Source organism: Thermosipho sp. 1244 (genome assembly GCF_018588215.1).
Taxonomy (GTDB): domain Bacteria; phylum Thermotogota; class Thermotogae; order Thermotogales; family Fervidobacteriaceae; genus Thermosipho; species Thermosipho affectus.
In genome coordinates this window covers 43,746-66,798 of the sequence record NZ_LNGA01000030.1, presented here as the reverse complement: position 1 = coordinate 66,798, position 23,053 = coordinate 43,746, and the positions used below count along the sequence as shown (strand labels likewise).

Annotated in this window: 19 protein-coding genes and 1 CRISPR repeat array; of the genes, 17 read left to right on the top strand and 2 right to left on the bottom strand. The window is 27.0% G+C overall.

What is annotated here, in order from left to right:
• The first annotated feature begins 2 nt into the window (after positions 1–2).
• From AS157_RS07215 to cas2, 17 genes are read left to right on the top strand one after another with little or no spacing between them, the layout of a single operon-like run.
• Positions 3–1,445, top strand: a complete 1,443-nt coding sequence (locus AS157_RS07215; RefSeq protein WP_077288592.1) for an SAVED domain-containing protein — start codon at positions 3–5, stop codon at positions 1,443–1,445.
• A complete protein-coding gene (gene csx1, locus AS157_RS07210; protein ID WP_077288591.1) occupies positions 1,442–2,803 on the top strand; it encodes a CRISPR-associated CARF protein Csx1 in 1,362 nt (453 codons plus the stop codon). Before AS157_RS07215 ends, csx1 begins: the two co-directional genes overlap by 4 nt.
• 18 nt (positions 2,804–2,821) lie before the next feature.
• Entirely contained in the window at positions 2,822–5,086 is a 2,265-nt protein-coding gene (cas10, locus tag AS157_RS07205; RefSeq protein WP_077288590.1) for a type III-A CRISPR-associated protein Cas10/Csm1, read from the top strand.
• Position 5,087: 1 nt separating this feature from the next.
• Positions 5,088–5,501 (top strand): type III-A CRISPR-associated protein Csm2, encoded by a 414-nt coding sequence (csm2, locus tag AS157_RS07200; RefSeq protein ID WP_077288589.1) that lies wholly within the window; start codon positions 5,088–5,090, stop codon positions 5,499–5,501.
• An 18-nt stretch (positions 5,502–5,519) separates the two neighbouring features.
• Positions 5,520–6,311, top strand: coding sequence for a type III-A CRISPR-associated RAMP protein Csm3 (gene csm3, locus AS157_RS07195; RefSeq protein WP_077288588.1), 792 nt, complete (start codon positions 5,520–5,522; stop codon positions 6,309–6,311).
• 16 nt (positions 6,312–6,327) lie between these two features.
• Positions 6,328–7,266 (top strand): type III-A CRISPR-associated RAMP protein Csm4, encoded by a 939-nt coding sequence (gene csm4, locus AS157_RS07190; protein WP_077288587.1) that lies wholly within the window; start codon positions 6,328–6,330, stop codon positions 7,264–7,266.
• 1 nt (position 7,267) lies between these two features.
• Positions 7,268–8,356 carry a type III-A CRISPR-associated RAMP protein Csm5 gene (gene csm5, locus AS157_RS07185; protein ID WP_077288586.1) on the top strand — a complete coding sequence of 363 codons (1,089 nt, stop codon included), beginning with the start codon at positions 7,268–7,270 and terminating at the stop codon, positions 8,354–8,356.
• A complete protein-coding gene (locus tag AS157_RS07180; protein ID WP_077288585.1) occupies positions 8,326–8,937 on the top strand; it encodes a hypothetical protein in 612 nt (203 codons plus the stop codon). The genes csm5 and AS157_RS07180 overlap by 31 nt, the downstream gene beginning before the upstream one ends.
• Complete coding sequence (gene cas6 / locus AS157_RS07175; protein ID WP_077288584.1) at positions 8,915–9,649, top strand: CRISPR-associated endoribonuclease Cas6; 735 nt, start codon at positions 8,915–8,917, stop codon at positions 9,647–9,649. The genes AS157_RS07180 and cas6 (AS157_RS07175) overlap by 23 nt, the downstream gene beginning before the upstream one ends.
• A 17-nt stretch (positions 9,650–9,666) precedes the next feature.
• On the top strand, positions 9,667–10,392 hold the full coding sequence (gene cas6, locus AS157_RS07170) for a CRISPR-associated endoribonuclease Cas6 (protein WP_197023132.1): 726 nt from the start codon (positions 9,667–9,669) through the stop codon (positions 10,390–10,392).
• Positions 10,393–10,406: 14 nt separating this feature from the next.
• Entirely contained in the window at positions 10,407–12,212 is a 1,806-nt protein-coding gene (gene cas8b / locus AS157_RS07165; RefSeq protein ID WP_077288582.1) for a type I-B CRISPR-associated protein Cas8b/Csh1, read from the top strand.
• A gap of 19 nt (positions 12,213–12,231) precedes the next feature.
• Positions 12,232–13,164 (top strand): type I-B CRISPR-associated protein Cas7/Csh2, encoded by a 933-nt coding sequence (gene cas7b, locus AS157_RS07160; RefSeq protein WP_077288715.1) that lies wholly within the window; start codon positions 12,232–12,234, stop codon positions 13,162–13,164.
• Positions 13,165–13,176: 12 nt separating this feature from the next.
• Positions 13,177–13,908 carry a type I-B CRISPR-associated protein Cas5b gene (gene cas5b, locus AS157_RS07155; protein WP_077288581.1) on the top strand — a complete coding sequence of 244 codons (732 nt, stop codon included), beginning with the start codon at positions 13,177–13,179 and terminating at the stop codon, positions 13,906–13,908.
• Between the two features lie 11 nt (positions 13,909–13,919).
• Positions 13,920–16,235: a CRISPR-associated helicase Cas3' gene (gene cas3 / locus AS157_RS07150; RefSeq protein ID WP_197023130.1), complete on the top strand. Its 2,316-nt coding sequence runs from the start codon at positions 13,920–13,922 to the stop codon at positions 16,233–16,235.
• On the top strand, positions 16,229–16,735 hold the full coding sequence (gene cas4, locus AS157_RS07145) for a CRISPR-associated protein Cas4 (protein WP_077288579.1): 507 nt from the start codon (positions 16,229–16,231) through the stop codon (positions 16,733–16,735). Before cas3 ends, cas4 begins: the two co-directional genes overlap by 7 nt.
• A 3-nt stretch (positions 16,736–16,738) precedes the next feature.
• Positions 16,739–17,734, top strand: coding sequence for a type I-B CRISPR-associated endonuclease Cas1b (gene cas1b, locus AS157_RS07140; RefSeq protein ID WP_077288578.1), 996 nt, complete (start codon positions 16,739–16,741; stop codon positions 17,732–17,734).
• A gap of 11 nt (positions 17,735–17,745) precedes the next feature.
• Positions 17,746–18,009, top strand: a complete 264-nt coding sequence (gene cas2, locus AS157_RS07135; RefSeq protein ID WP_077288577.1) for a CRISPR-associated endonuclease Cas2 — start codon at positions 17,746–17,748, stop codon at positions 18,007–18,009.
• Positions 18,010–18,229: 220 nt separating this feature from the next.
• Positions 18,230–19,586: direct repeats of the CRISPR family, unit length 30 nt; unit sequence GTTTGCATCCTACCTATGAGGGATTGAAAC.
• Positions 19,587–19,839: 253 nt separating this feature from the next.
• Here cas2 and AS157_RS07130 read toward each other — a convergent pair.
• Positions 19,840–20,361 (bottom strand): ArsB/NhaD family transporter, encoded by a 522-nt coding sequence (locus tag AS157_RS07130; RefSeq protein ID WP_197023128.1) that lies wholly within the window; start codon positions 20,359–20,361, stop codon positions 19,840–19,842.
• Positions 20,362–20,506: 145 nt separating this feature from the next.
• Entirely contained in the window at positions 20,507–22,675 is a 2,169-nt protein-coding gene (locus AS157_RS07125; protein WP_077288576.1) for an AAA family ATPase, read from the bottom strand.
• Positions 22,676–23,053: the final 378 nt, after the last annotated feature.

The following is a 23,053-nucleotide window of genomic DNA, read 5'->3' as shown; positions in this document are numbered from 1 at the left end:
CTTTGTATACTAATATTTTAGAACAAAATATTGAGGATTTTGTTTATCTAGTAAAAAAAGATTTGATAAGTTTAAATAAAGCCGTTGATTCATATTTAAAATGCGAAGATTTTCCACAAAAAAGTTTTGTTTTGTATGAAATAATAAAGAAGATATTAGAGAAAAAGAAGACATCGTCAATAGAATTGTTGATTAAATTATTAAATGATGATTTGACAGTTTTGAACTTGTATAGAAATGGATATAATGAGGTTAGATTCCCGATTGTAAATGACTCTGGTGATGGAAAGATAGCAAGGGCTATAGTTTTTAAAAATGAGAAAACGTATGTAAATCTAGAAGGATTTACAGATAAGATAAAAACTATTGAAAATATAGTTCAGAAAAACTTGGGAGTAATATTTGACTCCCATTTTACAGGAAATTCTTTTATGTTAGCAATAACCATGGGAGGCTTAACTAGCAAAATTCCAAAGAATGTAGTCTTTACTGGTGAAGTTGATAGTAATGGTAGTATATTGAAGAATATAAGAAATTTACATTTTAAAGAATCTGTTTGTGAAAGAGAAAATTTGAAGTTAATAAGCGCTTTAGATATTGATAATGTATTTGAATTAAAGGACTTTTTTGAAGCGAAGGAATATCATGTACCAGTGTTGTTCTTTTTCAAGAAACATGATGAAAAATTTATAAATAATTCTTATGAGAAATTGAAAGAAAAAGTAGGAGAAAAATTTCCGTTGAATTTTGTTAATATATTTGAAAAATTATACGATTTTAAGAAAGTATATGTTTCCGATGAAATAAGAAATGATGATTGGAAAAAAGTTCTAAAAGATGCAAGAAAAGTTTTAAATAGCATAATTTCAAATAACGGAATACCACATATAGCAATTCTAGGGCCTCTTGCAATGGCGATGGCTTTGGGAATAACATTGGGAACACATAATAAGTTAGTATTTTACCATCATCAAAATGGAGAATATCATAGAGTTTTAGATTTAACTGACAATGTTAGAAAAGTTAAATCAATTACTGAAGATTATAGATTTGTTAAGTATACAGTTGAAGGTGAAGGGAAAGATTGTTCATATGTCATTTATCTTGCTTCACATAATCCTATACAGGATGTTCGAAAATTTTTGTTGAATAATAATATTTCATCTAGAATAATTTTCATTGAATACAAAGATGGTAAAGGAAATATTAAACCTGGAGATTGGACTAAAATAGTTTCTGAAATTATGTCTATTACACAAAATGTAAGGTCTTGTACTGGCTGTGAAAATGTTCATTTTTTCATTAGTGCACCACTTCCGATCGCTTTTGGTTTGGGAATGGCTTATGGTGATTTTTCAAAAGGAGGTATTTATCAATTAGATAAAGAAACAGGAAGTTATATTAAAGCATTTGAAATTGAAAATATAAGGAGGGATTGGATTTGAAAATTCTTTTGATGCCACTTGGCAATATTAGAACATATAAAAATAGCGTTGTTTATAGATTAGAACAATCAAATAATTATGATTTTTTACCAAATTTGTTAATCAATGAGTTTAATATTGACAAGGTTATGATTTTCGTTTTAGATACTTTGTATCCTAATTTGACTGATGAACAACCGAAAAGTTACAATGAGATGGAGAATTTTTTAATTAAGAAATATTCAGAGTATTTTAGTAGTCACAGTGAGTTTGAAAATTTTGAAGTTAAAGTTGTTCCAGGTGTAGGCACTTTTAGAAATAGAAAAGATATAGAATACAGATTTAAAGGTACAATTACCGATCTTTACTATTTAAATTTATATTATTTTTATAATCTTTTCAAAGATTTAGATATAGATGATGATTTGGAAGTGTATTTAGATATTACTTTTGGAATTAATTACCATACTAATATGCTTTATAGTTCATTGATTGATTTGCTGCAGTTGATTTCATTTATTAAACCTATAAAATTTGTTGTTACAAATTCAGAATCACCTTTTAGTAGAGAAGAAAAAAATTTATTATTTGTTCATAAAATTGAAGAAAGAAGAATAATTCCATTTTTGAATATAAGAGATTTTCAAAGAGAAAAAATTTTTGGGTTTTCAAATTTTGTTGATAACCAAGAAAAAAGAATAATCGGAAAGAACAAGTTAAATGATTTTTACAGAGAATTAAAAAAGAGTGAAGTTATAAATAATTCTAGAATATTTTTAAAGTCGATTTATTATGGATTCCCATTGGTATTTTCTTTAATGCTTAAAAAGGTAGATTTTGATGAAATTATTTTAAAAGGAATTGAAATATATAAAGATGTTTTGGATATCGAAAATGGCGTTGATAAAAAAATAGTAAAAAGAAAACTCGCAATTACTCCTTCATTTAAAGGAATTATTTTTTCGTCCATTTTTAGTAAATTATTTGTCAAATTATTTGATGAATATGATGAAAAAATACATTTAAAGGATGAGTATCCAATTGACTATTTAGAAAGTATTTCAAATTTTGTATGGAAGATAAATGAGGAAGGTAATTACATAAATGTTTTTTCTGCACTTTCTATAAAAAAGGAGTTAAGCGATATAAAAAATTATGCTAAAGGGTTGCCAGAAGGTGAGATTATTTATACTAAGAGCAAAGATAGTGAGAATAAACAAAGTAAACAAATTTATTCTAAAATTTATTCCAGCGAAAAAAGAAACTTTTTGGCACATGCAGGACTTTCAAATAGAACTTTTAAAATCAAAAAGACAAAAAGTGATATTTTGATAATACCTCAAATGGAAAATATTCTTGGAAATTTCAAAGATATTTAGAATTCAAGGGGTGGAATTATGGGATTTACCGTTGAAAAAGTATTTTTGGCTAGTATTTTTCACGATATTGGGAAATTTTATCAAAGAGCAGAAATTAATTCTTTAAAGAAGATAATAACAGAAACTTATAGATATTCTATTGAAAGTTCAAAAAGTTATAGCCCAAGACACCAGGAATGGGGTGCGTATTTTTATAAAAACTCAGGTTTACCTTATAAAGATGAGATTGAAGGTGTAATTTTAAATCACCATAGCCCCATAAATTTATTATCAGAGTTAGTTCAATTGGCTGATCATGTTTCGGCAAACGAAAGAGAAGACTATAATCCATCTGAAAACAAACGAGTAAAAAATATGGTTTCAACTCTTTCTTTGGTTTCTTTAAAATATAACAAAAAAAATAAAAAATATAAAAAAGTGTCCAGACTATCAGAATTCAAGGAGTTAATTGATAGAGAAGAGGAGAATATAAAACTTTCATACAAAAATTTATGGAATGAGTTTGAAGAACAAGTAAAAAACATTGTCAGAGAACACCAAGATGCAGAAAAATTAGATATTACTGATCCATTCTTTGAGAAAATATATTATCTATTGAAAGAATACACTTCTAATGTGCCATCTGCATTTTTTTATTCTGAACCTGAAATTTCCCTGTTTTCTCATTTAAGTACCACTGCAGCAATTGCTATATCTATTTTCAAACAATATGAAGATGGTTTTAAAAGTGGAGATATAAACTTGTTCAAAGATGTTAAAAGTGACAAAAAGATAATAGGTATAGTAAAAGGTGATGTTTCTGGGATACAGAATTTTATATATAATGTCTCACAGGAACATGCTGTAAAAAAGCTTAGAGGTCGTTCTTTTTATGTTTCATATCTTTTGGAAATCATTGCAAGGTATATAATTCACTCTGAAAAATTGTCAATTAGTAATGTAATATACAATGGTGGTGGACACTTTTATATTCTTGGACCTGCAAATCTAATTGATAGACTTTCATATTATCAGGAAAAAATCGAAGAGAATTTGTTTAAAGCACACGGTATAGAACTAACTGTAAATTTATCGGGTGAAAAAATATCACTTAATGAGCTTAGTGGTGAATTATTCAAAAACATTTCCGAGAAAGTTGAAGATAAAAAGTTTAGAAAATTTGAAAGTATTTTAACAAAAAACTATGAAGAAGTATTTAATCTGAAGGATATTTCACAGAATTTGTGTCCTTATTGTCACAGAGAATTAATAGGTGAAAAATGTGAGTTTTGTGAGTCTTTTGCAGAATTAGGGGATTTTCTCACAAAGAAAAATTCTTTCAAAATTTTAAAAACAAATAAAAAGGTAGAAAAGATAAATAGTTATAATGATATTTTTAATTTGTTTGGATACGAAATAAAGTTTGGAGATAATTTAAAAGATTCTTATTTGACGGTAAAAGATAAAAAAATAGATTTTGGAAGATATATATATTTTATAAAATCTGCTAATTATGTCCCAAAAAAAGATGATGGAAGTATAGCCGATTTGGAGACTATAGCTAATAATTCAAATGGTATAAAGAAATGGGGTGTGTTAAGGGGAGATGTGGATAATTTGGGAAAAGTTTTTGGTAAGGGGTTGGGTGATAAACCACCAATATCAAAAAAAGCTACACTTTCACAAGAAATTGAAATATTTTTTGGGAAATTTTTAGAAGATATTGTTAGGGGAAGATTTCCAAATTCTAGTGTTATATATTCCGGTGGAGATGATTTCTTTATTTTGGGACCTTGGAGCGATTTGCCAAAGCTAGCGTGGGAGATACAAAAAAGTCTAAAAAGTTTTAGTGGAGGAAATAAAGATATAACAGTTTCAATGGCGATGGAATTTGCTCCCGCAAAAAAATATCCCGTTTACAGGGTGGCATTAAATGCTGGAAATAACTTGGACATTGCAAAAGATTACAAAAGAAATGGCTATGAAAAAAATGCATTTTTTAATTTCAATAAGGTAGTTGGTTGGGAAGAGTTTGAAGAGTATAACCTAATAAAGGAAAAGTTAGAAAGCTTTATTAACAAAAATATTACTAGAAAAGTTTTATATGTTCTAAGACATTTTACAGGTGAAAATAGAAAAATATGGAGGTTGTTTTATTATTTTTCAAGACTTGCTGATAGAAACAAAGAAATAGGAAGAGAAATACTTGAATTTTTAGATTTAATACTTAGAAATGATAACAGATTGTATAAACATATTGATTCAATTACTTATTGGGTAGAATACGAAACTAGGGAGGGATAATATGGAAAATAAAGTGTTGATATCAAAAGAATTATCTGAAAAAATGCTTAATCCTAGAAAAGATCCAGATGGAAAGTTGCTATTTGAATACGCTAAAAAATTGGCTGAAGAAGTTAAAAGTATTAATCCAAATCAGATTAGAAAATACTTTAGTGAAGTAAAAAAGATTTCCATGGATGAAAGTAAATTTAAGTATGAGGTTAAAAGATTTTTAGCTGTTTTTTTGTACAATATAAAGAAGTTACCAAATTATAAGAATATTATTAATCAAGCGGAAAATTTTGCAAATTCAATGAAAAATATGGTTTTGACTTTGGATGAAGGGGATATAGACTACTTGAAAAGATTTAAAGATTTTTGGGAAGCATTAGTGGCATATCATAAATATCTAGAAACTACAAATAAAAGAAGATAATTTTTAAGGAGGGAGAATATGGAAAGAATAAATTTTAAAGGAAAATTTATTGTAAGAGCTGAATTAGTTTTGCTTACTGGACTACATATTGGGGGGCAAGACAATACAATGGAAATTGGAGGTATTGATAATCCAGTTATAAAAGATGAACGTGGTATACCGTATATTCCTGGAACAAGTCTTAAAGGAAAACTTAGAACACTTATGGAATACTATCATGAAAAAATTGATGAAAATCAACTGGTTTGGGCAAAAAAAGGTGAAATTAAAATTCATATGTGCGATGATAAAGATTGCCCTGTGTGTAATTTGTTTGGAAGAAATCATGGGAAACACACCTTTGTAAATAGAGAAAATAAGATATTTGAGAATTTAATGCCTACAAGGTTAATAGTTAGAGATTCCAAATTAATACAAGAGAGTATTACAGAGGAAATGAGAAATAATCTAGATACTAGTTATACAGAAGTAAAACACGAAAATACAATTGATAGAATAACTTCTTCTGCTAATCCAAGACAAAATGAAAGGGTACCTGCTGGAGCAAGGTTTAAAGTTGAATTTGTCATTAATGTGTACAACGATGAAAAAGTAAGATACCTAAAAGAGTTAATAACTGCTATGAAATTGCTTGAAGATGATTATTTGGGAGGTTCTGGTTCAAGGGGATATGGAAAAGTGAAATTTGAAAATATTTCTATTATGTTTAGAGATAAAGGATTTTACTTGGGAATTTCAGATGAAAAAAAATTAAAAAAGTTGAATGACATTACTGAAAAGATAGATTGGGAAAGTATGAAAATAGAATGAAATGGGGTTTGATAAGATGAAAAAATATAGAATAAAATTAAAGTTAAAAACCCCTCTACATGTTGGTGAAAAAGATAATATTTATAATGTGGTTTCCAAGTTTGTGCGTTCTGATACAATATTCTCTGGCTTGGTGAATGCGTATAATATTTTATTTGGTGGTGAAAAAACTGAAAAATTTCTCAATGTAATTATTGAAAATCCAGATATATTTAGAATTTCGTCTTCATTTTTCTATTATAAAGATATATACTTTTATCCTAAACCCTTTGGGTATAACTTTGGTTTGGATAAGTTTTATCCAGATGATATGAAAAAATTAAAGAAATTAGAGTTTGTTTCAGAAGAATTTTTGAAAGGAAATGTTGAAAATCCGGTTATATCTGGCAAATTTGCAACAAATGGAAAAAATGTAGAAGAGTTTGTACATGTTAGAGATGTTCCAAGAATAATCAATGATAGAATTACAAATGAGACAAGTATCTTTTATATGTCATATGTTACTTTTGACAATGATAGTGGTTTGTGGTTCTTTTTGGATATTGATGAAAGTTTGGAAAATGAAGTTTTTGCTTCTTTAAAGTTATTAGGAGATGAAGGAATTGGTGGAGAAAGGACATATGGATATGGAGCATTTGAGTTTGATGTGGAAGAAGTAGATTTAAAAAGTGAAGGTAAAATGTTTTTGTTACTGTCTTCCTATTATCCAAAGGATCAATCAGAAGTAAAGAAAGTTATTTATTACAAAATTTATGAAAAAACTGGTTATGTTTTTTCGCTATATGATAATACCAAAAGACAACCGATAGTTAGGTTATTTACCGAAGGTAGTGTATTTTCAGATAAAGTTGTAGGAGAAATACTAGATATTACACCTAAAGGTTTTAAGTATCATAGAGTTTATAAGTATGCGCGAGCCTATTTAATTCCAATTGAAAAGGAGGCTCTTAAATAATATGGTGTTTAATTATAAAATGGAGATTTTAACTCCAACAGTTATACTTTCTGGGGATAAAATAAAAAGTTTTGAAATAATAAAGGATGGTAATAAAGCATTTATTATTGATTTTGATAGGTTAATAAGGAATGAAGAAAATTTTATGAATTTTGTAATAAATTATCCAGAAATATTGGGTAATAGGAATAATTTTCTAAATACGTTAAAAAGATTAAATATAGATTATAAGAATTATATTAAAAATGAAATTAAAGGTTATATAAAAGGAAATACAGAGGTAAATGAATTTGTAAAAACTGCTGGAAGGCCCTATATCCCTGGATCTTCCTTAAAAGGTGCAATTAGAACTTTTTTGATTAAAGGGACTCAAGTTCGAAGGGAGTATGAGAAGAAATTTCAATATTTATTAGAATTTAAAAAAGATAATAAGAAAGATATTAAGAAACTTGTAAAAAATATTGATTTAAAAGTTTTCGGAAAAGCTGTTATGTCACCTTTTAAACTTTTAAAGGTTTCTGATTCTAATTATTTAGAGTACAATGATTTAAAAATAACAAATATTCAAGTTTATCATTTGTTAAAGAATAAGGCTGTATTAGATCTTTATGCTGAGTATTTGGATAGTGGAAAAGTATTAAATGGAACAATTAAAATTGATGATTTTGAAAAGTATGAAAATATGGATTTTATTTTAAGGCATTATTACAAAGATCCACGTTTAATTTTCAATGATTTTGTGAAAAACATAAATTTGGGTGTAAAAAGGTATATTGAAAAAGAAAAAGAAATAGTAACTGAACAAGGTATTGAAGATTTAAAAAGATTCTACAATATGTTGGAAGATAAGTTAAATAATTTGAATGAAAATCAGTTTTTGTTACAACTAGGTTTTTCAACAGGATTTTATTCAAAAACAATTTTTGTAAAGCGTTTGGAAGTAAAACAAGTAAGATTTTTAAAAAGTATTTTAGGTAAAAGGGCAAAAAATTATAAACCAGAGTTTTTCCCATTGACAAGAAGAGTGGTAAAAAAAGATGGGGTGATGCAGCCATTAGGATGGATTATGATGACTTTAACGAAAAAATAGGAGTGAAATTGATTTTCGAGTTTAAACTTGATTTTCCATTGTATTTGGGAAAAGGTAATTTTGAGAATCTCAAAAATGAATTAACCAGCGTAGGGTTTTCCGATTTTAGTTTTTCGGGTTTTTTATCGGATAAAGTTTTTAAATCTGAAAATGGCTTTTATATAAAATCAAGAGCGTTTTTTATAATTAAGACATTTTTTAACAAAAGGATAGCGGATATTTTAAATAATAAAATATACGGGTTAAAACCACATAAAATTTACATAAATAGATTAAATTTTAATAGAGAATTTTATGTATTGAACAGCAATTTAGATTTAGTAGAAGATTATAGTGATTTTATAAGAGAAAAGTTGATTGAAAAATATAGAGAGTTGTATGGTAAAAATCCTGATGATAATTCTTTGGTTGTAATAATTAAGAATGGAAAAAATTATAAAAAAACTTTGTTCTTTGGTTCAAAAGAATTAATTAATTTGGCAAATGTATTAGGACTTTATGGTACAGGGGGATATAGGGGATTTTTGGTTGAAGATAAAAAATTTGGAGTGATAAATAATGAGATTAAAAGTGAGCTTTGAATTTGAAAAGTTAGTTCTTCCAATAGATTATAACCATATTTTACAATCTACTATTTTGAATTTAATTTCCAATGATGATTTTAAGAGTTTTATTCATGATCAAGGATATATTTATGAAAAGAGAAAATTCAAACTTTATACTTTTTCAAGGATATATGGAAAGTTTAATGTCGACAAAGAAAAGGGAAAGATTACATTTTTCGACAGTGCAAATTTTATTGTTTCATCTTATGATGATATGTTTTGTCAATATCTTGCAGGAAGTTTTTTAAGCTTTGAAAATATTTATTTAGGAGGAAATTTTGTATCTCCAAAAAGTATTGAAGTTGATTATTTTGAATCTAAAAACAGTTTAAAGACCATTACAAAATCTCCGGTTACAGTTTATTCGACTTATTTAAACGAAAATGGAAAGAAAAAAACCTTGTATTATCATCCAGATGATCCAAAATTTAAACAAATAATCGAACAAAATATTTATAAAAAATATTATTCTATTTATAAGAAAGCTCCGAAAGGAGTTATCAATATCAAGCATGTTGGAAAAAATCCCAAAAGAATTGTTGTTTATTATAAAGATTTTAAAATTGTGGGTTGGATGACAGCTTTTGATTTATTTGGTGATGAAGAATTAATCAAGATAGCATATGAAGCGGGAATTGGTGCAAAAAATTCACAAGGTTTTGGATTACTTGAAAGGATAATTAAATAAAGATAATGGGGGAGAATATGCAGGTAAAAATTACTTTTGCATTTAAAAATCTTGTACTTCCATTTGCGTATAACAGAATTTTGCAAGCAATGGTTTTAAAGTGGTTGGGAGATGAAAAATACAGTAGGTTTATCCATGAGGAGGGATTTACCTATGGTCAGAGAAAGTATAAATTGTTTACTTTTTCAAAGTTGTTTGGAGAATTTAAAATTGATAGAAAAAAAAAGTTGATTACTTTTTTTGAAATGGCAGATTTTTATATTGCTGCTCATGATGATAAGTTTATCGAATATTTGGCAAATACGCTTTTAAGAGATGATTTTTCTTTTATAAACAATCAAAAAGTTGAAATTATTGGTATAGAATTAAAGAAATTTGTTCCTAAGAAGAAGATAAAGATAGTTACAAAATCTCCTATAACAGTATACTCTACAGAAATTATTAATGGAAAAAGATGGATAAACTATTTTACTCCTTTTGATGAAGAATTTTATAAATTAATTGTTGATAATTTGGTTAGAAAGTATAAGGCATTTTATAACATTTTGCCTGATGAAATGGTAAGTATAAAACATGTGGGGAAAAATCCAAAAGAACAAATAATTGTTTATAAAAACACTGTTATAAAAGCTTGGCATTCTATATTTGAGATGAAAGGAAATAAAAAATTATTGGAATTAGCATTTAACTCTGGAATTGGAAGTAAAAATTCAATAGGTTTTGGTTGTATTGATTTGATTTAAAGGGGTGCGTTTATATGTTAAATGGGATTATTGAACTTGGTAAAGTACTGAATTCAAAAAAGGAAAGTGTAATTGAGCAAAAGGTTAAATTTGATAACCATAGGATAGTAATTGGTGTAAATTTTAATTTTAGTGTTCAAAAGGTTGAGTTTTTCATATATAAACAATCACCAGAAGATGACAAGTTAGATAAAGATGTTTTAAAGGAAGTATTATGGGTTGGAAATTCAAGCGGAAGCTCACGACAAAAACGTTTTACAAGTGATAAAATTTTTTATTTGGCTAAATCTATTTTTAATATACAAGCCGATTTGTCCGAAGAATCTTCTTTGAGAAAGAAATTAAAGGAGATAACAAGTTTATTCTTTGATGATAAAAAGTTTCTTAAATTGGAGTTTTTATCATTTGAGAAAATAGTTATTAAAAAGGAAAATAAACGAGTATTTTTAGATAAGTTGAAAAAATTTTTAGAAAGTGAGAAGATAAAGCCTTTTTACAATGAAATAGAAAATTTTATAAAAGAAAGTTTAGGATTAAGAAAAAAAGATAATTTGTTATATACAGTTATGATAAATAAGGAAATTTTAGTAAAAGATAGTGAATACAGGAAAATATTGAAAAAAGAGTTATTTGGCAATAAGGACAAAAGAATGTTTTTTAACGTTGGAGTTTGTCATTCTTGTGGAGTTGAAAAAAATTTAACAACAGATTTTACGAAATTTAGATTAAAATTTTTTATAACAGATAAAATTTCTTTTGCAAGCGGATTTTCAAGTGATGGGTTTTTAAAAAATTATTCATTGTGTTACGATTGTTATTTAAACTTTTTGTTAGGTGAAGCTTTTATTTTTAACAATCTAAGAACTAGGTTATCTGGTATTGATTGTTTATTAGTTCCAGAATTATTAGAAGGTTACAAAACAGTTGATGAAAATTTAGTTGAAAAAATCTCTGTTATTCGTAGTTCGGTTGATAGTTTGAGCGATTTAAGTGATTATTTAAAAAATAAAGAAGAATTACAGTCTTATTTACTAAGAATGGATGTTTTAATTAATTTTGTTTTTGTTGCTTTTAAAAATAGAGCGGTTAAAGCATTGTTAATTGTTCAAGATGTTGAGCCAAGTTGGATTGGAAGACTTTTAAGTGAATTAAACAAGTTAAATGAATTAGCCAATTTAAAAAAGAAATTTACATTGCAAACAGTAAGAATGTTTCTAAATAATAATTCACTAATATTAGATGTTTACAAACAACTTTTAAGTGCGTCAAAATTGAATTTTTCTTTTCTAATTAGCGAAATTAACCTAAACGCAAGGACTGCTCTTTATAAAAAGGATGAACTTTCCATGGTAAATATTATTTATAATTCAAATCTTTTCCTAAGGTATTTAATTATGCTTAATTTAATAGAAGAATTTGGGGGTGAAATAGTGGAAGAGAAAACTTTAGATACTAAAATAGTAAATTATATACGTGATTTGAAATTTGATGATCAAAAATTGGCGTTGTTTTTAGTTGGGGTGTTGATAGCCACAATAGGGGCCGAACAGTACAAAATTAACAGGAAAAAGGTAATTTTGGAAAAAATTAATTTTGGAGGAATGCCATTTTTAAAAGTAAAAAATTTAACTTCTCAAATTTTTGAAAAACTATTACAGTATAAAATTTTGAATGGAGAAAATGAAATTAACTTTTCAATTGCAAAAGAATTGTTAGATGCAAATGAAAACAATTGGCAACTTAATCCTTCTGAAAATGTTTATTACATATTAAGTGGATATGCATGGAAAACAAAAGAGATTATTACAAATTCAAAATGAAAAAAGGAGAGTGAGTATTATGGAAAATTTCTTTTTTAAAAATTCGGAGATTTTGTTTCTTTACGATGCACATTTAACAAATCCTAATGGTGATCCAGATGATGAAAATAGACCTCGTTTTGATTATGATACAAGTAGAAATTTAGTTAGTGATGTGAGATTAAAAAGGTATATAAGGGATTATTTACAAAATAAAGGGCATGAAATATTTGTGACCAAGGTCGGTGAGAAAACTGTTGATTCAACTAATAGAATTAAAGATAAATTTGATACTAAATCTCCTAGCAAAGAAGAAATATTAAAAACATTTACTGATATAAGATTATTTGGAGCAACTATTACTATTAAGGCAGATAACTCATCTAAGGGTTCTTCTTTTACTTTTACAGGGCCAGTTCAATTTACTTGGGGTTATTCTTTGCATAAAGCACAAATTTTAGAAACATCAAGTATTACATCTGTTTTTGCTGGAAGAACTGAAAATGGAAAAGGGGAACACGGTACTATAGGGAAAGATTGGAGAATAAAATATGCATTAATAGGTTTTTATGGAATAATTAGTGGGTGGAGGGCAAAACATACAAATTTATCAGAAGATGATGTCAAATTACTCGATGAAGCTGTTATAAAATCTTTGAAATTACTTTCTTCAACAAGGAGTAAAATTGGTCAAAAACCAAGATTATACGTTAGATTAGAATATAAAGATTCAGAAACTTTGATTGGAGACCTTAGAGACTTTATAGATATTGAAATTAAAGAAAAACATATTCCTGCTCAACCCGGAGATGTTGAAATATCGCTTAAAAGATTATTAAAACTTATAGAAGATAACGAAAAAAATATAGAAAAAGTAGTAATATGGCAAGATGAAAATGCCACATTTATAAAGGAAAAATTAACGGATTTAATAAAAAATAAGGAGTTGAAAGTTGAGATTTTGTCAATTTAGGGGTTGAGATATATGAAAATTATTGTATTTGATCTTTTGGGGAAAATGGCACATTTTAGAAAGTTTTATACAAATTCTTCTTCTCTTTCTTATTATTTTCCACCAAAGACTGTTATTTCTGGACTTATTGCAGGAGTTTTGGGAATGGAAAAAGATTCCTACTATGAATTTTTTGATGAACCTGCAAAAGTTGCTATAGAGATAAAAACTTCTTTAAGAAAACAAATAAATGTAGTTAACTATTTAATGATAAAAAAGGAAGATTCAAAAAAAATTTCATCTTTTAGAGGGATGGGGAATAGAACACTTGTTCCAATGGAATTTGTCTATCCAAAGGATAGCAAGTTTCTTTGTTACAGAATTTATTTTAATCATGAAGATGAAAAGATTTTAAAGAATTTTGAGAAAAGATTAGAAGAGAAAAAATTTATTTATCCGCCGTATCTAGGAATAACTGAGCTTCCTGCAAAATTGGAATTTATAGGAAGTTTTAAAGGAGAAATTAACAATGAGAGTGAAGTGGTTGTTCCTACTGTCTTAAAGCGCGAGTATTATAAAAGGTTAGAACTTATGGGCTCATTACAACGTGACAGACTTCCTGAATCTTTTTACAAAGATAGGAGGATAAAGAAGGTCTCTGATTATGTGTACATACCTTATCCGGATAAGATTAAATTTTTAAGATCAAGTAGTGCACAACTATGCAATATCAGTGAACGTGGAATTACTATATCCTTTTTATGAGGAGTGGTAAGTTGTTTTATGCAAGACCAGGTCAGAGTTTAATAGAACATCTTAAAAATGTATCTGATAATATGATTAAGATTGTCGATTCCTTACCTGTTGAATTTGAGAAAGATGAAATTGAGATTATAAAAATAACAGGTCTAATGCACGATTTTGGTAAGTTTACTACATATTTTCAAAATAAGCTTAAGAATGCGGATAATAGATATTCTTCGCATTCGCACATTTCATCTATTTTTGCAGGACTCTATATGTATTATAAAAAATTGTCTCTAAAATATATTATAGCTGCCATGATGGCTATACGTGGTCATCATGGCAAACTAACTGATTTTAACGATTTAATACCGATAAAAGCCTTTTTTGAGCAAAGTTTAAATAAAGTATTTGAGAATAAAAGAGAAATATTGTTTCAGTTTGATGATTTAAGGAATAAGTGGAAGAGTATAAAGGATGAGTTTAAGAAAATAGGGCTGTTTTTGCCAGATAAATTAATTGACGAAGGATTTATAATCAATGCTTTAAGGGATATAATAACTGAATTTAAGAATTTTCTTGGATTATCAGAAGATTATAATAAAAAGAAACTATCGCTAAAAACTCAGCTGTTTTATTCAATACTTGTGGATTCTGATCAGAAAGATGCAGCTTGTATTGAAGATATTACTAGAAAGAATATACCAAAAAACATTGTTGATGAGTATGTAAAGAAAATTGGTGATAATAAATTGGAAATTAATAAGATTAGGAAGAAGTTCTATAAGGGTGTTGAGTCAAATTTATTCGAATTAAATATTAATAAAGATAGAATCTTAACTTTAAGCGCTCCAACAGGAATAGGAAAGACATTATCTGTTTTTAATTTTGCTGTAAAATTAAGAGATAAGATATCTAAAGATATTGGATATACGCCGAGAATAATATATGCCCTTCCATTTATATCTATAATTGATCAGGTTTCAAATATATTTGATGAGGTTTTGTCAAATATAGAGGACTATGTAGAGAGAAAAGTCGAATATTTGCTTCCATATCATCATTTGGCAACATATGAAGAAGATAATGATGAAACTATAGATAAAAAGCTTTTATATGATTCTTGGCAAAGTGAGGTAGTTGTAACAACTTTTTGGCAATTAGTACATACAATGCTTGGTTATCGTTCTGGTATTTTAAAAAAATTTTATACTTTGTCTGGTTCAATTATTATATTAGATGAAGTTCAAGGAATTCCCATTGAAAAGTTAGAAATAGTAGAAGAGTTTATGGACCTTTTGTCAAGAGAATTAGGAAGTATTTTTATTTTAATGACGGCAACTCAACCGGTTTTTGAAAAAATAAGACCAAAGGAATTAAACAAGATTAAAAAAGAAAGTTTTCAAATTATGAAAAGGACGAAAATAAAAAAGATGTTTGATACAGAAAATATAGAAGAACTGTTAGGAAGAGTTGATATTTCAAAAAAGTCTGCTCTTTTTGTTTTTAACAGTATTCCTCAATCAATAAATAATTTTCGCATTTTGAGAGATTTTTTCTCAGAGAGGGAAATTTTTTATCTTTCAACAAATATAACTCCAAAAGATAGAATAGAAAGAATTAATAAAATTAGGAATTATTTGAATAATGGTAAAAATCCAATTTTAGTTTCTACTCAAGTAATAGAAGCAGGGGTTGATTTGGATTTTGATGTGGTTTTTAGGGAAATTAGTTCCATACCTAGTATTATTCAAGTTGCAGGTAGAACAAATAGAAATTTTAGAAGTGAAAGAACATGTATTTATTTGACAAATTTTGATGAAAGATTAAGCAAAAAAATTTATGGTTCAGTACATATACAAATAGCTAATGAGATTTTAATGTGCTATGGAAACGAAATATTAGAAGAAGATTATGAAAGTTTAGTGAAAAAATTTTTTGAAAAAGCAATTTCTTCTATTTCTTCGAGAAAATCAAATGAAATTATTTCGGCTTTTAAAGAGTTAAAATTTTATAACGGTGTTTCTAATTTTAAACTTATAGAGGAGAAACCATTAGTAAATATATTTGTTGAAAAGGATAAAAGTGATAAGCTTGTATTTGATTTACTTGTAGATATTTTAAAGCAAAATGATATTTTTAAGAGAAATAAAATGTTTTTTAAGTATAGAAGAGAAATTGAGACAAGATTATTGAAAATACCTGTTGATAGAGCCAAAAATAATTTACCACCATCTGTTGAATTTTCGAAAAATTTAAGATTTATAAACAAAGATAGTTTGGAAATATATTATGATCTTGATACAGGATTTAAATTTGATATTAGTGGGGAGTCATTAATATGGTAAATTTAGAAAGAATTCAAGCCAATTGGTTGTATTCATTTACTATATGTAAAAGAGAAGCATGGTTAATTGCCCATGGGATAGAAGGATATCAAGAAAATATTTATTTGGAATTAGGAAGATTAATTCATGAAAAAAGTTATTCTAAAGAAGTTAAAAGAGAGATTAGTCTATCAGGGTTAAAAATCGATCTTTTTCTAAAAGAAAATAAAGGAATTATCTTAGGCGAAATAAAATCTTCATCTAAAAAGATAGATGAAGCAAAGATTCAAATGATGTATTATATTATGCGTCTTAGAGAATATGGTCTTGATGTTGAGGGTGAAATTTTAGTTCCGAAAGAGAAAAAAAGGATAAAAATTAGAATGAATGAAGAGGAAGAAGTTTATGTAAAAACTTTAATATTGGAATTAGAACAATTAATTGATGAACCTCTCCCTCCAAAACCTGTAAGGAAGTCTATTTGTCCTAAATGTTCATATTTTGAATTTTGTTGGGGGTAAAATATGCAATCTCTTTATATTACATCTTCAGGTAAATTGGAAAGAAAACAAAATACCGTTTCATTTGTAACAAAAAATGGAAAAAGAAAATATTTGCCAATAGAAAATTTAAAAGAAATTTATATTTTTGGAGAAGTTGACGTTAATAAAAGATTTTTGGATTTTATATCTCAAAAAAATATTTGTATACATTTTTTCAATTACTATGGATATTATTCAGGTACATTTTATCCAAGAGAGAAATATAATAGCGGTTTTGTCTTTGTTAAACAGGTTGAAAAGTATTTAAATGATAAAGAAAGATTGAAGATTGCAAAAAAGTTTGTAATAGGTGCTTCACAAAATTCAATCGAAACGTTAAAACGTTATGCAAAATCTGAAAGTGAAATTTTAAATACAATTGAGGAAATTCGCGGGTTTATTAAAACGATAGTAGGTGAAGTTAAGAATATTAGTCAATTAATGTCGTTAGAAGGACAAATAAAAAAGACGTATTATAGTGTGTTTAATTTAATATTAAAATCAGATTTTTTTTATTTTAAAAAAAGGGAAAAAAGACCTCCTAAAACACCATTGAATGCTTTGATTAGTTTTGCGAATTCTTTGGTTTATACGGTAGCGCTTGGACAGATTTACAACACGCATTTGGATCCTCGAATAGGTTATCTTCATACATCTAACAATAGAAGTTTTAGTTTAAATTTAGATGTGGCTGAAATTTTCAAGCCTGCCTTAGCAGATAGAGTTTTATTTAATTTGATAAATAGAAATCAGTTAAAAGAAAAGCATTTTATAAAGCAAACAAATGGTGTGTTTTTAAGTGAAAAAGGAAGAAAGATTTTTTTGCAAGAATTTGATAAGAAGTTGAATTCAACGATCTATAATAAATCTTTGAAAAGAAAGGTCACATTAAAAAATACAATAAAAATAGAAGTGTATAAGTTGGAAAAACATATAATAGATGATCTCGAGTATGAACCTATTATCTTGAAAAATTAGAAGGTGAAATTATGTATATTATTATGGTTTATGATATAGGAGAAAAAAGAGTTTCAAAAATTCTTAAGATAGCAAGAAAATATTTGAACTGGATTCAGAATTCTGTTTTTGAGGGAATTTTAACAAAATCTCAGTTTGAAAAGTTAAAGTACGAAGTGAATAATATTATTAATGAAAAGGAAGATTGTGTAATATATTTTATTCTAAAAGATTTTTCTTTTGTAAAGAAAGAAACACAAGGTATTCCAAAGATAGAAAATAGTAATTTTTTATAGATTATCACTCGTAAATTACATAAAAAATTACTATATTTTTTTTGAAAAAACCATAGATAAGGAGAAAATATAGGGGGTTTTTGAGAATTACATGAATTTAAAATAAACATTAATCTATGAGGTTAAACGCCAAATTTTTGATATAAAAATAATGGAAGAACCAAAAAAAGATTAATTTGAAAAAATACTAAAAATGTTGTAAAATAAATGTGTGTTAAGGGTTTGCATCCTACCTATGAGGGATTGAAACTTGCTTGTCATCATGGTGCCGCAGGTGGAAGATTCGTTTGCATCCTACCTATGAGGGATTGAAACGACAAAGCTGGTGATTGGCTTATAGAAGTAGGTCAAGTTTGCATCCTACCTATGAGGGATTGAAACAAGTTTTAGAAGAGAAAGTCAAAAAATACAAGAAGGGTTTGCATCCTACCTATGAGGGATTGAAACTTGATTTTTTACGACAGAACTTTGATAAGAAAACAGCTGTTTGCATCCTACCTATGAGGGATTGAAACTAGATTACCGATATTGTACATATCAGCTGATTTAAGTTTGCATCCTACCTATGAGGGATTGAAACTCGATACCCCATGATATACCCTATCCCATACCCTATGGTTTGCATCCTACCTATGAGGGATTGAAACTGTTTTCTAAATTCTTTTTCAAAGATTTGTTTAATTGTTTGCATCCTACCTATGAGGGATTGAAACGTATCACAGTAGTAGACTTCATATCCTTTTTTCGTTGTTTGCATCCTACCTATGAGGGATTGAAACACATTTTGGTGAGCAAATTTTAAGTGATTGGGAATTAGTTTGCATCCTACCTATGAGGGATTGAAACTTGTTAAAAATGCTAAGCATGTTATAAATTTGAATGGTTTGCATCCTACCTATGAGGGATTGAAACTTGGGAAACCATAACCACTATGAACCCCACGGCGTTGTTTGCATCCTACCTATGAGGGATTGAAACAACAAAACACTCAAGATGTCAGACAAATTATTAAAAGTTTGCATCCTACCTATGAGGGATTGAAACTTTTTGAACATCCTATATTATTTGAGTTAATTGTATTGTTTGCATCCTACCTATGAGGGATTGAAACTAAAAAAACAGAAAATTCCTTTCGCTGTGTGTCCTGAGTTTGCATCCTACCTATGAGGGATTGAAACTCAACACTAAGTTTAATAGGCTATCGATACCCTATCGTTTGCATCCTACCTATGAGGGATTGAAACTCAATTTTGTCTTTTTTGTTGTTTCTTCTAAATTTTTTGTTTGCATCCTACCTATGAGGGATTGAAACTAGTTTCAAAAGTTGTATTAGATGCAGCTAAACAAGGTTTGCATCCTACCTATGAGGGATTGAAACTAAATACTATGTTTGTAACCACCCTCGTAATTCGACGTTTGCATCCTACCTATGAGGGATTGAAACTTAAGAATGCAGTCATAATTTCACCCCTTTCTTACTAGTTTGCATCCTACCTATGAGGGATTGAAACGAACAAGAGTAACAGACGGCGATAAATTAATTTCAGGTTTGCATCCTACCTATGAGGAATTGAAACATGTATATAGGTTGCATGTTTTGGCCATCATTCCTATTGTTTTATTTGTGTACATTTCCATTTATTTTATTACTTTTAAAATGATAAAAATAGATTGGCAATTTGTTAAGTGAAACCTATTTTTTCCAGAATATACGAAGTCATATAAAGTTCTACAAAGAAAAATAGAATATCCCAATCAATACTTTTCTGACATCTTCATATTCATTGGAAGACTTAATTATTAATATTGAACTGTCTATTGATTTGATTTTTAAATATTTTTTAGAGATTTCTCATCAACTTTTAGGTGTTTTTTAAAATATAATAGAACCCCCATAAAAGCTAAAATTGAAATAGGTCTCATTACTTTAATAAAATCGTTGAATGAATAACCGCTAATTGATTCTATTACAAGATTTAGAGGACTTCCTATTAGTGTAGCAAAACCACCTATGTTATCCATTAGAATAATAAGCATAATTAATGGGATTGGATTAAGTTCTAACATATCAGAAATTAAAAAAATCATAGGGGCCATTACAAGAATCGTGACAACATTATCTAAGAATGCAGATGTTAAAGCAACAATAATCATTAGTAAAGTCATAGTTAAAAAGAATTTTCTTCCACCAAATTTGATTATTTTTATAGAAAAATACTCAAAAAATCCGGATTTATTAAGAAAAACAATAATCAACATTTCTATTAATAATCCTAAAGTATCTATGTCAACAATATGGCTAAAAATTTCCGTGTTAATCCTATTTATTAGTATTAAAGCCGAAATTAACATTGCGAGACTAAACAGTTGATTTGTTTTTATTTCTCTTTTTTTGAGATTTTTGAAAAAGAACTTCTGAAAAATATTATGTATCAAAAAATCGAATTGTGTAAATTTTATTTTTGCTTTATAGATTGTAATTTTTGTTAGTTATAGGTTAAATTTTTATTTCATATTTTATGGTTTTGCAATTATTGTAAATAGCTTCTTTGGCAAGCTTATCTGCTAAATCATTGTATTTATTTCCTGAATGTGCTTGAATTTTTTTGAATTTTATATTTACAAATTTTGAGTAATAATCATACCTTTCTTTGTAAAATTTAGATATTTCCTTTTTTGTTTTCCAATATCCAAGAGCCCATTTTTCAATTCCTTCATAATCATAATTTATTTCAATACATTTTAAATTTTCTTGTTTTGCATATTCAAAAGCAAGTAACGTTGCAAATATTTCACCTGATACATTTCTACTTTCAATGAATTTTGTTATGGAATAATTTTTACAGTATTTTTCAATTTTATTTTTTTTAACAATTACTAGTCCTGAACCAAATTTTTTTAAATTATCATCATAACTACCATCAACAAAAGCTTTTATACAATCATAATTTTGATTATTATTGATTGTGTTGTTATAATTTTTGTTTTTAGCATTGAAAATATTAAGAAAATCTTTGGCAATTTTTTCCGAAGTTGCTTCTGATAAAATTATTCTCGTAATATCACATTTTTTGTTATAAAATACTTGTATTTTAAGATATTTATTATCCTTTTGTAGATAATATACTTCTTGGTAATCAAAATGTTTTATGGAAATTATTTTAAAATTGTAAGAAGTTATGTTTTTTATTAATTTGTTATGTATAACTTTAGAACATTCTTTATTTAATCTTTCATTTTCAACTGGAATTTTTATTTTGTCTTTTATAACGTACTTATCAGAGATTTTAATATTATTGTTTTTTATAGAATTGATTTGTAATGGTGTTATATATACTTTCTTTTTTGCACGTGTAATTGATGTGTATAGCCATTTAAAATATTCTTTGGATTTCAAGGAATTGTAAAATTCGGTATCAATATAAACATTTTCCCATTCTCCTCCCTGTGCTTTGTGGGTAGTAATAGCATAGCCGTATTTTACATATAGTGCGTTAAAGTAGGGATTGTTTCTTAGGTATTTATGCAACTCATTATTTTTAATATTTCCAACCATATTTTTAGTTAATACGATTAATGCTATTTGTAAATCTCTTTCACTGGTACTTTTCGTGTAAAGACTGTTTGCAAGGACTTTGAATTTTATTATATTGTTAGTTAGTATGTTTTTGAGTTTTAAATCATAAAATATTAAATCTATTGGTTTTTTACCACGTAAATAAATACTTTGCTCTTCGTTTGAGATAATATCTAAAACTTCAAAGAATTCTCCGTTTAAGATAGTTTGGTTTTGAAAATGAACATTTCGCGTATTTAATAATATATCTCCTATTTCAAATGTTTGTTTTAGATTCTTCATTTTTCTAATTTTTTTGTTATATTCAAGTGCTTTTTTATTTGTTGAACATATGATTATATTGTTATTTGTATTATTAACATCGTATTGTGAAATTAAATTTGGAGTTTCTACAAAATCATTTGAAAATGATAAGTTTAAATCAATAAATTTATTATTTTGAATATATTTTTTTATTAGAAGTGCATTTTTTAGAATAAAACTATCTGATTTTTGTCTTACTACTTTATCTAATGTAATTTTTTTACCATCGAGATGAAATTTTTCTTTTAGATAAAATTCATCAAGTGCAGGTGAAAATGAAGAATTGACAGGAGGAAGTTGGTAGTTATCTCCTACAAATATTATTTTGTTATGTTTCCCATATTTTATGTGGGTAATAAGATCTGTTAATAATTTTCCACTTCCAAATACTAAAAAATCGTTGTTGTTTACATCGGAAATCATTGAGCTTTCATCAACAATATAAATTGTTTTATCATTTTTATTAATATTTAAAGAAAAATATATTTTCGATTCATCATTTTTTTCTTTAATTTCCATATTGTTAAAACTGTAAATTTCACTATGTATTGTCTTAGCTTCAAAGCCAGATTTTTCTGAGAGTATTTTTGCCGCTCTTCCGGTAGGTGCAAGAAGAACAAAATTGATACTTTTTTTATTTAAGTACTGTGCATATTTAGATATAAGAAAAGTCTTACCAGTTCCTGCACTTCCAGAAATAATGAGAAAATCTAATGAATTATTTATAAAATTTTCTAAGGTTTTTATGGCGTATTTTTTATCTGCAAAGTTATCGGTAAAGAACATTGAATCCCTCCATTTTATTATATGCTTATTTTATATTATATGATAAAAATTTGATTTTGTAGCTTTTAACAATAAAATAGCAATGTTTCTCTATAAAAAGGATAAAATTCTATTTCCAATATTATTTCGTAAAAACGTAATATTTATTGGAAAGATAAATTTCGGATGTCAAGAAAACGATATACCAGATATTAAACATGTCTATTTAATATACATATGAATTTTTAAAGTTAACAGTTAAAGTTTGAATTCTTGAAGTAATATGAAAAATATGTTATTATATTTTTAAGTTCAAACATCGAAGTAGAGTTAGATATAACTTTCTCTAAGTGATAATGTTTTATAGTAATCTAAAACAATAAGAACGAGGTGAAAGTT

Excerpts from the sequence above, each read along its gene's own strand:
- cas10 (WP_077288590.1), top strand. The coding sequence starts at position 2,822 with ATGGGATTTACCGTTGAAAAAGTATTTTTGGCTAGTATTTTTCACGAT.
- csm2 (WP_077288589.1), top strand. The coding sequence starts at position 5,088 with ATGGAAAATAAAGTGTTGATATCAAAAGAATTATCTGAAAAAATGCTT.
- csm3 (WP_077288588.1), top strand. The coding sequence starts at position 5,520 with ATGGAAAGAATAAATTTTAAAGGAAAATTTATTGTAAGAGCTGAATTA.
- csm4 (WP_077288587.1), top strand. The coding sequence starts at position 6,328 with ATGAAAAAATATAGAATAAAATTAAAGTTAAAAACCCCTCTACATGTT.
- csm5 (WP_077288586.1), top strand. The coding sequence starts at position 7,268 with ATGGTGTTTAATTATAAAATGGAGATTTTAACTCCAACAGTTATACTT.
- AS157_RS07180 (WP_077288585.1), top strand. The coding sequence starts at position 8,326 with ATGGATTATGATGACTTTAACGAAAAAATAGGAGTGAAATTGATTTTC.
- cas6 (WP_077288584.1), top strand. The coding sequence starts at position 8,915 with ATGAGATTAAAAGTGAGCTTTGAATTTGAAAAGTTAGTTCTTCCAATA.
- cas6 (WP_197023132.1), top strand. The coding sequence starts at position 9,667 with ATGCAGGTAAAAATTACTTTTGCATTTAAAAATCTTGTACTTCCATTT.
- cas8b (WP_077288582.1), top strand. The coding sequence starts at position 10,407 with ATGTTAAATGGGATTATTGAACTTGGTAAAGTACTGAATTCAAAAAAG.
- cas7b (WP_077288715.1), top strand. The coding sequence starts at position 12,232 with ATGGAAAATTTCTTTTTTAAAAATTCGGAGATTTTGTTTCTTTACGAT.
- cas5b (WP_077288581.1), top strand. The coding sequence starts at position 13,177 with ATGAAAATTATTGTATTTGATCTTTTGGGGAAAATGGCACATTTTAGA.
- cas4 (WP_077288579.1), top strand. The coding sequence starts at position 16,229 with ATGGTAAATTTAGAAAGAATTCAAGCCAATTGGTTGTATTCATTTACT.
- cas1b (WP_077288578.1), top strand. The coding sequence starts at position 16,739 with ATGCAATCTCTTTATATTACATCTTCAGGTAAATTGGAAAGAAAACAA.
- cas2 (WP_077288577.1), top strand. The coding sequence starts at position 17,746 with ATGTATATTATTATGGTTTATGATATAGGAGAAAAAAGAGTTTCAAAA.
- AS157_RS07130 (WP_197023128.1), bottom strand. The coding sequence starts at position 20,361 with ATGTTAATTTCGGCTTTAATACTAATAAATAGGATTAACACGGAAATT.
- AS157_RS07125 (WP_077288576.1), bottom strand. The coding sequence starts at position 22,675 with ATGTTCTTTACCGATAACTTTGCAGATAAAAAATACGCCATAAAAACC.